Genomic DNA, 12,162 nt, shown 5'->3' with positions numbered 1-12,162 from the left:
CACCCCACCCCCCACCCCGCCCAAGACGCACTTTCAGAGAAAGAGTGGCTATTCCAAGCGGAATGGCCACTCTTTCTCTGAAAGTGTGCGCGAGGTGGGAGCAGCGGGCGTGGTTGTCCACAGGGGGTTATGGGTGGGGGCGGTTTTTGTCAGGGTGGTGGCGTGGCTCGCACACCTCGTCGTCCGGCCGAACTCGTCGGGCGGGTCTTCTTCGCCCGTGAAGCGATTCACCGTGGCCTGTTGACCAAGAACGATCTTCGCACGAGCGCCTGGCGGAAGGTATTCCAGAACGTCTACGCCGACGCGCGCCTGGAGATAACCCATCGCACGCGGTGCCGTGCAGCCGCATCGTGGCTCTTTCCACCCGGTTGCGCGATCGCCGGCAGGTCGGCCGCGGCCATCCACGGTGCAGCGAGCCCGCGCCCTGACGATCCCGTTGAGGTGGTGGTCCAACCGGCGTCGCGGTTCGGACCCCTGGGGGGTTTCGTCATACATGTCGCCCGATGGCGCGAGGGTGAGGTGCAGCTGCTCGACGGGATGGTGGTCACCACCCCGGTGCGCACCTGCTGGGATCTCGCGTGTTGGTTCGAAACCATCGACGCCGTGGCCCTGATCGACTCGCTCCGCCACGTCGGTGCGGTGCACCTGGCCGATCTGGATCGGTACCTGTCGGAGCGCCGCGGCCAACGAGGATGGCGGAGGTTTGCCGAAGCGATCAGCCTCAGCGACGCTGGCGCCGAGTCACTGCCCGAGTCGCGACTGCGAGTACGGCTCGTCAGCGCAGGACTTCCCCGCCCGGTCACCCAGCACGTCATCAGGCGGGCAGGGCGCTTCGTCGCCCGGGTCGACCTGGCGTGGCCCGAACTCAAGATCGCCATCGAGTACGACGGACTGTGGCACGACGACCCGGACCAGTTTCACCGCGATCGGCAACGTCTCAACAAGATGCTGGGAGACGGTTGGATCGTCCTCCACGTGACGAGCAAGCGCATGCACGAAGACTTCGACGGCGTCCTCTCCGAAGTGCGCACCGCCCTACGCTCCCGCACCCCCCAACACCCCTGAACCCATCCGCCACCGCGACCCTCATTCACTCACCGCGACCTCATTCACTGAAAGAGTGGCTATTCCCAACGGAATAACCACTCTTTCAGTGAAAGTGCGCGGATCTTGGGGGGTGGGGGTGGGGTGGGGGAAGGAGGGTGGGGGTCAGGCGGGGAGGTGCTGCTCGAGGTCGTCGAGGATCTTGTTGGCGGCGCTGACGCCGATGCCGGTCATCCAGACCTCGTCGGAGACGACGTGCGCCTTGCCGGCCTTGACCGCGGAGAGGCCCTGCCAGAGGGAGCCGGCGGTGACCTTGGCCTGCTCGGCGGCGGCCTTCTCGCCGTACGCGGTCACGAAGATGACGTCACCGTCGACCTCGTTGATCCGCTCGGCGCTGACCAGGTCGAAGCGCTTGTCGTCCTTGCCGTCGAGGCGCTGCCGCTCGGGGCGGCCGAGCCCGGTGTCGCCGACGACGATGCCGGAGAACGAGTCCGGGCCGTACACCCGGATGTTGCCGGGGATGAAGCGCACGATGGATACCTCGCGGGAGGCGGCGTCGCCCAGCTTCGCGCCGAGTTCCTTCGCCCGCTTCTCGTACCCGGCGAGCAGGTCGCGGGCCTGCTGCTCCCTGCCGAGCGCCGTGCCGTCGAGGACCAGGTTCTCCTTCCAGGTGATGCCGACCTTCTCGGTGAAGACGGTGGGCGCGATGGCGCTCAGCTCGTCGTAGAACTTCTCCTGCCGGAACTTGCTGCCGAGGATCAGGTCCGGCTTCAGCGCGGTGATCGCCTCCAGGTCGGGCTCGGTGAGCACCCCGACCTCCTTGATGCCGGCGAGCTTCTCCTCGCCGAAGTAGCTCGGCCAGCTCTTCGCCTCACCCGCGGTGGCGGCGCCGACCGGCGTGACACCGAGCGAGAGCGCCGTGTCGATCTTGTCGGTGTCGAGCACCACCACGCGCTTCGGCTCGGCCGGGACCTTGGTGCTGCCCATGGCGTGGGTGATCTCCCGGGTCTCCCCGGTGGCGGTGCCGGCGACCGGGTCGCTCTCTCCGCAGGCGGTGAGGCCCACGCCGAGGGCGAGGGCCGCGGTGAGGGTGGCGGCGAGACGACGCATCAGAGTCCTTTCGAGGGGTACGGGCCGACACGCGGGGGGTCCGCGTCGTCGGCGGAGGGGCGGGCCGCCGGAGCGGTCGGGCTCGCCGGGCCGCGGCCGGTGGTGGAAGCCGGACCGGCAGCGGCCGTGGTGCCGGCGCCGGGCAGCGGGGCCAGCGACGGGCTGGTGAGCCCGGGCACCACCAGCGGGGCGCCGGTGACCGGGCAGGGCACCACCACGCAGTCGAGTCCGAAGACGTCCCGGACCAGCTCGGCGGTGAGGATCTCCCGTGGCGGACCGGCGGCGACCACGGCCCCGGCCCGCATGGCGACGAGATGGTCGGCGTACCGGGCGGCCTGGTTGAGGTCGTGCAGCACGGCGACCACGGTCCGGCCCCGCTCGGCGCGCAGCCGGTGCAGCAGGTCCAGCACCTCGACCTGGTGGGCCAGGTCGAGGAAGGTGGTCGGCTCGTCCAGCAGCAGCGCCTCGGTGTCCTGGGCGAGGGTCATCGCGATCCAGACCCGCTGCCGCTGGCCGCCGGAGAGGGTGTCCACCGGCCGCTCGGCGAGCCCGGCCACGTCGGCGAGCGCCATCGCCCGGTCCACCGCGGCGGCGTCCTGCTCCGACCACTGCCGCCACCACCGCTGGTACGGCTGCCGGCCCCGCCCGACCAGGTCGGCCACGGTGACGCCCTCCGGCACCAGCGGGCTCTGCGGCAGCACGCCCAGTCGACGGGCCACCTCCCGGGTGGGCAGGTCGCGGATCGCGGTACCGTCCAGCAGCACGGCGCCCCGCCGGGGCGTGAGCAGCCGGGCCATGGTGCGCAGCAGGGTGGACTTGCCGCAGGCGTTCGGCCCGACAATGACGGTGAACGCGTCGGCGGGCAACTCCAGGTCGAGCCCGTGCAGCACGATCCGTTCGTCGTAGCCGGCGACCAGGTCGCGGGTGGAAAGCATCGCGCCTCCGGTGCCAGGGATGGACGTCACGACGACCGCCGACGGCCGCGGACCAGCAGGAACATCAGGTACGGCCCGCCGATGGCGGCGGTGAGCACGCCCGCCGGCAATTGGGTGGGGGCGAACAGCCGCCGGCCGGCGAGGTCGGCCAGCACCAGCAGCAGCGCGCCGAGCAGCGCGGCGCACAGCAGCGGCGGCCGTTCGGCCCGGACCAGCCGGCGGGCCACCTGCGGGGCGACCAGGGCGACGAAGTCGACCGCGCCGACCTGGGCGGTGACGGTGGCCGCCACGACGACGCCGGTGGCGGCCAGGCCGATCCGGCGGGCCACCGGCCGCAGCCCGATCCCCCGGGCGGTGTCGTCGTCCAGCGCGGAGCTGTTGAGCGCCCAGCCGGCCCAGGCCAGCACCGGCAGCAGCACGGCCAGGGTGAGCGCGATCCAGGCCGTCTCGGTCCAGCCCTTGCCGGCGAGGGTACCGATCAGCCAGAGCTGCGCCCGCAGCCCGTCGATCGGGTCGGCGGAGAGCATGACCACCTCGGTCAGCGCCCGCAGGGCGAACGCGACGGCGACGCCGGCCAGCACGAACCGCTGCGCGGCCAGCCCGTGCCGGGCGCCCAGCGCGAGCAGCAGCAGCGCGGCCGCCAACCCGCCGACCAGGGCCGCGGGGGCGACCAGGATCGCGGCGGCGCCGGTGGTGATGGCGACGGTGGCGGCCAGCCCCGCGCCCTGGGTGATGCCGATGACGTCGGGGCTGGCCAGGGGGTTGCGGGCCACGCTCTGGATGAGCGTGCCGGCGATCCCGAAGGCCGCGCCGGCCGTCGCGGCCAGCACGATCCGGGGCAGTCGCAGGTCGAGCACGACCAGGTCGTACGGGGTGCCGGCGCCGGAGAGCGCGCGGAGCACGTCGGCCGGGGCGACGTACGGGGTGCCGAGGCAGAGGCTGAGCAGCACGGCGAGGGCGAGCAGCACGGTCGAGGCGAGCGCGACGAGCACCGCCCGACGGCGGACCTGGAGACTGACCGGCCCGACCCGCAGCAGCGACCGGCCGGGCAGGCCGACCGGACCGGCCGAGCCGCGCCCTTCGGCGTCCCGCTCGGCAGCCGGCGCGACGCCGGTGCGGTCGCCGGCGCTCACGCGGTCACCACCTTCGCCCGGCGGACCAGGTACGCCAGCAGCGGCGCGCCGATCAGCGCGGTGATGATCCCGGCCGGCACCTCGCCGGGCGGGGCGACCAGCCGGCCGACGATGTCCGCGCCGAGCAGCAGGGTGGGGCCGAGCAGGGCGGAGACGCCCAGCGTCCAGCGGTGGTCGGCGCCGACCAGGGCCCGGGCCAGGTGCGGCACGGCGAGCCCGACGAAGGCGATCGGCCCGGCGGCGGCGACCGCGGCGCCGGTGAGCAGCACGGCGGCCGCGCCGCCGCCGAGGCGTACCAGGCCGATCCGGTGGCCGAGGCCGCGGGCGACGTCGTCGCCGAGGGCGAGCGCGTCCAGGCCACGGGCGACCACCGCGGCCAGGGCCAGCCCGGCGAGGACGAACGGCAGTACCTGGGCGGCGACGCCGAGGTCCCGCCCGGTCAACCCGCCGACGACCCAGAACCGGTACTCCTCGAAGGTGCGCGCGTCGATGCTGAGCAGCGCGTACACGACGGAGCCGAGGCTGGCGTCGAGGGCCGCGCCGATCAGCGCGAGGGTGACCGGGCTGGCGCCCTCGCGGGTCCGGGTGGCGACGGCGAAGACCAGCAGGCCGGCGCCGAGCGCGCCGGCGATGCCGAACCAGACGTACCCGGCGAGGCTACCGACGCCGAGGACGGCGATGGCCAGCACCACGCCGAAGGAGGCTCCGGCGCTGATGCCGAGGATCCGCGGCTCGGCGAGCGGATTGCGGGTGAGCGCCTGGAAGAGCACCCCGGCGACGGCGAGGGCGAGGCCGACGACCAGACCCAGGGCGGTACGCGGCATCCGCAGCTCACGCACGATGGTGCTCGCCGTTCCCCCGTCCGGGGCGACCAGCGCGGTCCAGACCTGGCCCACGCCCAACGGCCGGCTGCCCAGCGCGAGGCTGGCCAGCACGGCGAGGAGCAGCGCGAGCGCGGCCGCGACGGCGACGGCGGTGCGGCGGCCCCGCTGTCCGCCGGTGCGGCGGGCGGCGCCGACCGGACGTGCGGCGAGAGTGGTCACGATGCTCCCGAGTTGGAACTAAGGTTCGCCTTACCTTAGCTGAAACGGTGAGGGTGGCCTGACCGAGGGCCGCCGATCGGCCGCCGATCCACCTGGGACCAACCGGGAAAATCCCGCGATTCCGCCCCTACCCTGGGTCCATGCGATTCGACCAGCACACCCTCGTCCTCCTCAGCCGCCCGGCGGACGCGCCGGAGCTGCCCCGGGACGCGGCCGACCGGCTGCGGGACGCCCACCTGGCCCACCAGGCGGGGCTGGTGGAGCAGGGACTGGTGCTCGCCGCCGGGCCGTTCCTGCACCCGGACGACCCGACGCTGCGCGGTCTGGCGGTGCTCCCGATCGCTCCGGAGGAGGCCCGCGAGCTCTACGCCAACGATCCGGCGGTCCGTGCCGGCCAGCTCGTCGCCCGGGTGGCGAGCTGGCTGGTGCCGGAGGGCAACGTGCGCTACGAGAGCGTCGGCGTACCCCGGTCGATGCTGGAGGCCGCCGCCGGGGACTGAGCGGTCAGTCCTCGGAGGCCGGCCGGCTGCTCGGCACGGTGGGCATCGGCCACTGCCCGGTCCGCACCGCCATCGGCGCGTCGAGCTGGTGGTCCGCCCAGACGTACGTCTCCGGCAGCAGGTCGGCGACCGGCACCGGCCGCAGCGCGTCCATCGGCCCGACGATCACCTTGATCGACGGGAAGTAGTCCAGCAGCACCTGGCGGCACCGGCCGCAGGGCGGGATGACGCCCCGACCCCGGTCACCCACCGCGACGATGGTCTCCAGCTCGCCCGCCCCCTGGGTGGCGGCGGCGCCGATGGCGACCACCTCGGCGCACGGGCCACCGGTGAAGTGGTAGACGTTCACGCCGGTGAAGACCCGGCCGTCGGCGGTCCGGGCCGCGGCGGCGACGGTGTGGTTGTCGCTGCGGCAGCGCAGCTTGGCGACCGCGGTCGCCGCCTGCACCAGCGCACGGTCGGTGTCCAGCATCGTCATGTCGCGGCCCCCGGGTCGGTGTCGGTCGGCCGAAACTTTAGCCTGACCAGCCCCCACCCCGGGGCAGCGACGCCGCCGGAGTGTGGCGGGGGCCGGCCGGGGGTAACCCGGGAGCGCTCCGGCGACGGGCTGCCTATCCTTGGCGACGACATGCAGAATCCAGCCGTACCCGCCGAGGCCGTCACCGTCCGCGAGCTGCACCGCCGCCTCTCCCCGCTGATGTTCCGCGACCAGCGCCGCCTGCAGCGGCGGCTGGACGGCGTACGCAAGCTCCGGGACCCCGAGCAGCGCGACGGCGCGCTCGCCGAGATCGCCGCGGACGTGGCCCGGGCCGAGGCCCGGCTGGCCGAGCGGCGGGCCGCCGTGCCGGTGATCACCTATCCGGCGCAGCTGCCGGTCAGCGAACGCCGGGACGACATCGCCGCCGCGATCCGCGACCACCAGGTGGTGATCGTGGCGGGCGAGACCGGCTCCGGCAAGACCACCCAGCTGCCCAAGATCTGCCTGGAGCTGGGGCGCGGGGTGCACGGGCTGATCGGGCACACCCAACCCCGCCGGCTCGCCGCCCGGACGGTCGCCGACCGGATCGCCGAGGAGCTCGGCACCGAGCTGGGCGACGTGGTCGGCTACAAGGTGCGCTTCACCGACCAGGTCAGCGACCGCAGCCTGGTCAAGCTGATGACCGACGGCATTCTGCTGGCCGAGTTGCAGACCGACCGGATGCTGCGCCAGTACGACACGCTGATCATCGACGAGGCGCACGAGCGCAGCCTCAACATCGACTTCATCCTCGGGTACCTGAAACAGCTCCTCCCCCGCCGCCCCGACCTCAAGGTGATCATCACCTCGGCGACCATCGAGACCGACCGGTTCGCCCGGCACTTCGCCGGCCCGCCCACCGGGGACGCGCCCGAGGGCGTACCGGCCCCGATCGTCGAGGTGTCCGGGCGGACGTACCCGGTCGAGGTGCGGTACCGCCCGCTGGTCGAGGTGAACGAGGCCGAGGAGGACGAGGGCGACGACGAGGAGAACGTCCGCGACCAGATCCAGGCCATCGGCGACGCGGTCGAGGAACTGGCCGCCGAGGGACCCGGCGACATCCTGGTCTTCCTCAGCGGCGAGCGGGAGATCCGGGACACCGCCGACGCCCTGGGCAGGCTGGCGGAGAAGAAACGGTCCCTGCTCGGCACCGAGATCCTCCCCCTGTACGCCCGGCTGTCGGCCGCCGAGCAGCACCGGGTCTTCGCCCCGCACGCCGGGCGGCGGGTGGTGCTGGCCACCAACGTCGCCGAGACGTCGCTGACCGTCCCCGGCATCAAGTACGTGGTGGACCCGGGCACCGCCCGGATCTCCCGTTACAGCAGCCGGCTCAAGGTGCAGCGGCTGCCCATCGAGCCGGTCTCCCAGGCGTCGGCCAACCAGCGCAAGGGCCGCTGCGGGCGCACCTCGGACGGCATCTGCATCCGCCTCTACGACGAGCAGGACTTCGGATCCCGGCCCGAGTTCACCGACCCGGAGATCCTGCGCACCAACCTCGCCTCGGTCATCCTCCAGATGACCTCGATCGGGCTCGGCGACATCGCCGCGTTCCCGTTCCTCGACCCGCCGGACCGGCGCAACGTCACCGACGGCGTCAACCTGCTGCACGAACTGGGCGCGCTCGACCCGGCCGAGACCGACCCGGCGAAGCGGCTCACCCCGCTGGGCCGGCGGCTGGCCCAGCTCCCGGTCGACCCCCGGCTGGCCCGGATGGTGCTGGAGGGCGAACGCAACGGCTGCGCCACCGAGGTGATGGTGATCGCCGCCGCGCTATCCATCCAGGACCCGCGCGAGCGGCCCGCCGACAAGCAGGCGCAGGCCGACCAGGCGCACGCCCGGTTCGCCGACTCCGAGTCCGACTTCGTCGCCTTCCTCAACCTCTGGCGCTACCTGCGCGAGCAGCAGCGGGCCCTGTCGTCCAGCGCGTTCCGCCGGATGTGCAAGGCGGAGCACCTGAACTACCTGCGGGTGCGCGAGTGGCAGGACATCGTCAGCCAGCTGCGCCAGGTGAGCCGTACCCCCGACCAGGGCGACGGGCGGCGCGGCCGGCGCGGCGCGGCGGAGGCCCCGGCGGACGGCGGCCGGCGCGGCCCGGCCGCGGACCTGCCGGAGGAGATCGACACCCCGAAGGTGCACCAGTCGCTGCTGCCCGGCCTGCTCTCGCACATCGGCCTCAAGGACGCCCAGAAGCACGAATACCTGGGTGCCCGGGGGGCGAAGTTCGCCCTCTTCCCCGGTTCGGCGCTGTTCCGGAAGCCGCCGCGCTGGGTGATGGCCGCCGAGCTGGTGGAGACCTCCCGGCTCTGGGGCCGGGTCGCCGGGCGGGTCGAGCCGGAGTGGGTCGAGCCGCTCGCGCAGCACCTGGTCAAGCGCAGCTACAGCGAGCCGCACTGGGAGAAGAAGCAGGCCGCGGTGATGGCCTACGAGAAGGTCACCCTGTACGGCATCCCGCTGGTCACCTCGCGCAAGGTCAACTTCGGACGGATCGACCCGGCACTGTCCCGGGAGCTGTTCATCCGGCACGCCCTGGTGGAGGGCGACTGGCAGACCCACCACCAGTTCTGGCGGGACAACCAGAAGCTCCGCACCGAGATCGAGGAGCTGGAGAATCGGGCCCGCCGCCGGGACATCCTGGTCGACGACGAGACGATCTTCGGCTTCTACGACCAGCGCATCCCCGCCGACGTGGTCTCCGGGCGGCACTTCGACTCGTGGTGGAAGAAGACCCGCCGGGAGCAGCCCGACCTGCTCACCTTCACCCGGGAGCTGCTGGTCAACGCCGGCCGCGGCGGGGTGGACGAGGCCGACTACCCGGACGAGTGGCAGGCCGACAGCGTCACCCTGCCGCTGACCTACACCTTCGACCCGGGCACCCCGACCGACGGCGTGACCGTCGACATCCCGCTGCCGCTGCTCAACCAGGTGCCGGCGGAGAGCTTCGACTGGCAGGTGCCGGGGCTGCGCGAGGAACTGGTGGTCGCGTTGATCCGGTCGCTGCCCAAGGCGATCCGCCGCAACTTCGTCCCGGTGCCGGACTACGCCCGGGCCGCGCTGGCGGCGATGCCGGCCGGCGAGGAGCCGCTGCTCGACGCGCTGAGCCGGCAGCTGCGTCGGATGACCGGCGTCACCGTGCCGCGCGACGCCTGGGACCTCGACCGGCTCCCGGCCCACCTGCGGGTCAGCTTCCGGGTGCTCGACGAGGAGAACAAGCCGGTCGCCGAGGGCAAGGACCTGCCGGCCCTGCAACGCGAGCTCCGCCAGGAGGTACGCCAGGTCGTGGCGGCCGCCGCACCGGACGTGGCCCGCACCGGGCTGACGGACTGGAGCATCGGCGCCCTGCCCCGCACCATCGAGCAGGTCCGCGCCGGCTACGCGGTGACCGCGTACCCGGCGCTGGTCGACGAGGGCACGACGGTCGGGGTGAAGGTCTTCGACTCCGAGGCCGAGCAGGCCGCGGCGCACTGGGCGGGCACCCGACGGCTGCTGCGGCTGACCGTGCCGTCACCGGCGAAGTTCCTCCAGGGGCGGCTGTCCAACGAGGCGAAGCTGGCGCTGAGCCGAAACCCGCACGGCGGGGTGCAGGAGCTGATCTCCGACGCCGCCGGCGCGGCGATCGACAAGCTGGTCGCCGACGCGGGCGGGCCGGCCTGGGACGCCGAGGGCTTCGCCGCGCTGCGCGAGCGGGTCCGCGCCGACCTGGTCGACACCGTGGTCGAGGTGATGGACCGGGTCCGGCGAGTCCTCGCCGCCGGGTACGCGGTGGAGCAGCGGCTCGGCGCGACCCGGAACCTGGCCGTGGTGGCCGCCCTGGCGGACATCCGCCACCAGCTCTCCGGTCTGGTGCACAAGGGCTTCGTCACCGAGACCGGGTACGCCCGCCTGCCCGACCTGCTGCGCTACCTGACCGCGATCGAGCGCCGGCTGGACCGGCTGCCCGGCGATCCCCAGCGGGACAAGCAGCAGCAGGACCGGATCGCGGTGGTGCAGAAGGAGTACGCCGACATGCTCGCCGCGCTGCCCCCGAGCCGCCGCAACTCGGCGGCGGTACGGCAGATCCGGTGGATGATCGAGGAGCTGCGGGTGAACGTCTTCGCCCAGGCGCTCGGCACCCCGTACCCCGTGTCGGAGCAGCGGATCTACCGGGCGATGGACGACGCCGAGGGTCGCTGACCGGGCCGGCTACGGCAGCGGCTCCACCCCCGGCGGCAGCTCGTCGGCGGTGGTGGCGTCGTGGACGTACTCGAGCAGTATCCGGCGCAGCTCGCGGCCGGCGTGGGTGGGCACCACGTCCCGGCGGCGGGCCACCGCGATGGTCCGCCGTACACCGGGCGGGGCGAGCCGGGTGACCCGGACGCCGGCCCGGCGGGCGACCACGATGCCGGGCACGAGCGCGATGCCCAGCCCCGCCTCGACGAAGCTGAGCACGGCGTCCATCTCGCCGCCGTCGACCGAGATGGTCGGCTCGAAGCCGGCGTCCCGGCAGGCCTGGATGGTGGCGTCGCGCAGGTCGTAGCCCTCGCGGAACATCACCAGCGGCTGGTCGCGCAGGTCGGTGATGCGCAGCTGACCGGTCTCCGGCGTGGCTGGCAGCGGGTCCACCGAGGCGACCACCAGGCTCTCCCGCAGGATCGGGTCGGTACGCAGCCCGGGGTCGGTGCCGCCGCCCGGCATGATGATCAGCGCCAGGTCGAGGTCGCCGCGGAGCAGGTCACGGACCAGGTCCTGCGAGCCGCCCTCCTCCACCCGCAGGTCCACCGTGGGGTGGGCGTCGCGGAACCGGCGCAGCACGGGCGGGGCGAGCGAGGTGGCCAGGCTGGGGGTGGCGCCGAGGCGGACCCGGCCCCGGCGCAGGCCGACCAGCTCCTGCACCTCGCGGGTGGCGGTGTCGACGTCGGCGAGGATCCGCTTGGCCAACGGCAGCAGCACCTCACCGGCCGCGGTGAGGGCGATGTTGCCCCTTACCCGTTCGAAGAGCGGGGCCCCGAGGTCGGTCTCCAGGGCGTGAATTTGCTTACTCAACGAGGGTTGGGTGATGCCGACGATGTCGGCGGCTTGGGTGAAATGTCGTACTTCTGCGACCGCGACGAAGTACTTCAGCTGATGGAGCTGCATCTTCATAGCCTACGGCTATCAAGACTGCGAGGTCGATGCATTGGACGACTGATCAAAGTGCTCCTAGCGTCGGTCAGGTGGTAATCACGAAAACTCGGTCGCCCATCCGCTCGAACGTCGGCCTGAAGGCCGTCATGGCGGTGACGGGCATTCTGCTTGCGCTCTTCCTCATCGCGCACATGCTCGGCAACCTGAAGGTGTTCACGGGGGAGACCTCGTTCGACCACTACGCGCACTGGCTGCGCGACATCGGCACGCCGCTGCTCCCCTCGACCTGGTACCTGTGGATCCAGCGCACCGTGCTGACCGTGGCCGTGCTGGCGCACATCGCCGCCGCCACCGTGCTGGCCCTGCGCGCCCGCGCCGCGCGCCCGGTCAGGTACGCCCACCGCAAGAAGGTCCAGGGCAGCTACGCGGCCCGCACCATGCGCTGGGGTGGGGTGATCATCCTGCTCTTCGTGATCTATCACATCCTGGACCTGACCACCGGTCACCTGAATCCCCAGGGCGACGTCAGCAACCCGTACGGCAACGTGGTCGCCGACTTCGCGCCGGAGCGCTGGTACGTGACGCTCTTCTACACCCTGGCGATCGTGGCGCTCGGCTTCCACCTGCGCCACGGCGCGTTCAGCGCGTTCCGCAGCCTCGGTCAGCAGTCGCCGAAGGGCGAGCTCCGCGCCCGCACCGCCGCGTTGGTCTTCGCCGTCGTGCTCTGCGCCGGCTACCTGGTGGTCCCGTTCGCCGTACTCACCGGATTGGTGTCCTGAC

At 72.7% G+C, this 12,162-nt stretch carries 10 protein-coding genes; 4 read left to right on the top strand and 6 right to left on the bottom strand.

Annotated features, from left to right (window positions below; translation table 11 throughout):
- The first annotated feature begins 162 nt into the window (after window positions 1-162).
- Entirely contained in the window at window positions 163-1,065 is a 903-nt protein-coding gene (locus AB0I41_RS06960) for a DUF559 domain-containing protein (protein WP_357102724.1), read from the top strand.
- Window positions 1,066-1,209: 144 nt separating this feature from the next.
- On the opposite strand, the gene AB0I41_RS06955 is transcribed toward AB0I41_RS06960, so the two are convergent.
- From AB0I41_RS06955 to AB0I41_RS06940, 4 genes are read right to left on the bottom strand one after another with little or no spacing between them, the layout of a single operon-like run.
- The gene (locus tag AB0I41_RS06955; protein WP_357102722.1) at window positions 1,210-2,154 is read right to left on the bottom strand and encodes an iron-siderophore ABC transporter substrate-binding protein; all 945 of its coding nucleotides are present in this window, start codon (window positions 2,152-2,154) and stop codon (window positions 1,210-1,212) included.
- On the bottom strand, window positions 2,154-3,089 hold the full coding sequence (locus AB0I41_RS06950; protein ID WP_357102720.1) for an ABC transporter ATP-binding protein: 936 nt from the start codon (window positions 3,087-3,089) through the stop codon (window positions 2,154-2,156). Before AB0I41_RS06950 ends, AB0I41_RS06955 begins: the two co-directional genes overlap by 1 nt.
- A gap of 26 nt (window positions 3,090-3,115) precedes the next feature.
- Window positions 3,116-4,222: an iron ABC transporter permease gene (locus AB0I41_RS06945; RefSeq protein WP_357102718.1), complete on the bottom strand. Its 1,107-nt coding sequence runs from the start codon at window positions 4,220-4,222 to the stop codon at window positions 3,116-3,118.
- On the bottom strand, window positions 4,219-5,265 hold the full coding sequence (locus AB0I41_RS06940) for an iron ABC transporter permease (protein WP_357102716.1): 1,047 nt from the start codon (window positions 5,263-5,265) through the stop codon (window positions 4,219-4,221). Before AB0I41_RS06940 ends, AB0I41_RS06945 begins: the two co-directional genes overlap by 4 nt.
- Before the next feature lie 140 nt (window positions 5,266-5,405).
- On the opposite strand from AB0I41_RS06940, the gene AB0I41_RS06935 reads away from it, so the two are divergent.
- Complete coding sequence (locus AB0I41_RS06935) at window positions 5,406-5,765, top strand: YciI family protein (RefSeq protein ID WP_357102713.1); 360 nt, start codon at window positions 5,406-5,408, stop codon at window positions 5,763-5,765.
- A gap of 4 nt (window positions 5,766-5,769) precedes the next feature.
- On the opposite strand, the gene AB0I41_RS06930 is transcribed toward AB0I41_RS06935, so the two are convergent.
- On the bottom strand, window positions 5,770-6,243 hold the full coding sequence (locus AB0I41_RS06930; protein ID WP_357102711.1) for a cytidine deaminase: 474 nt from the start codon (window positions 6,241-6,243) through the stop codon (window positions 5,770-5,772).
- Window positions 6,244-6,393: 150 nt separating this feature from the next.
- Here AB0I41_RS06930 and hrpA point away from each other — a divergent pair, with 150 nt between their 5' ends.
- Window positions 6,394-10,452 (top strand): ATP-dependent RNA helicase HrpA, encoded by a 4,059-nt coding sequence (hrpA, locus tag AB0I41_RS06925; protein ID WP_357102709.1) that lies wholly within the window; start codon window positions 6,394-6,396, stop codon window positions 10,450-10,452.
- Between the two features lie 9 nt (window positions 10,453-10,461).
- On the opposite strand, the gene AB0I41_RS06920 is transcribed toward hrpA, so the two are convergent.
- A complete protein-coding gene (locus tag AB0I41_RS06920; protein ID WP_357102707.1) occupies window positions 10,462-11,400 on the bottom strand; it encodes a LysR family transcriptional regulator in 939 nt (312 codons plus the stop codon).
- A gap of 29 nt (window positions 11,401-11,429) precedes the next feature.
- Here AB0I41_RS06920 and AB0I41_RS06915 point away from each other — a divergent pair, with 29 nt between their 5' ends.
- Window positions 11,430-12,161 carry a succinate dehydrogenase cytochrome b subunit gene (locus AB0I41_RS06915; protein ID WP_357102705.1) on the top strand — a complete coding sequence of 244 codons (732 nt, stop codon included), beginning with the start codon at window positions 11,430-11,432 and terminating at the stop codon, window positions 12,159-12,161.
- The last annotated feature ends 1 nt before the right edge of the window (window position 12,162 follow it).

Origin of the sequence: Micromonospora sp. NPDC050200 (assembly GCF_040656135.1) — a bacterium.
Lineage (GTDB): Bacteria > Actinomycetota > Actinomycetes > Mycobacteriales > Micromonosporaceae > Micromonospora.
This window is presented reverse-complemented; position numbering and strand designations above follow the sequence as displayed.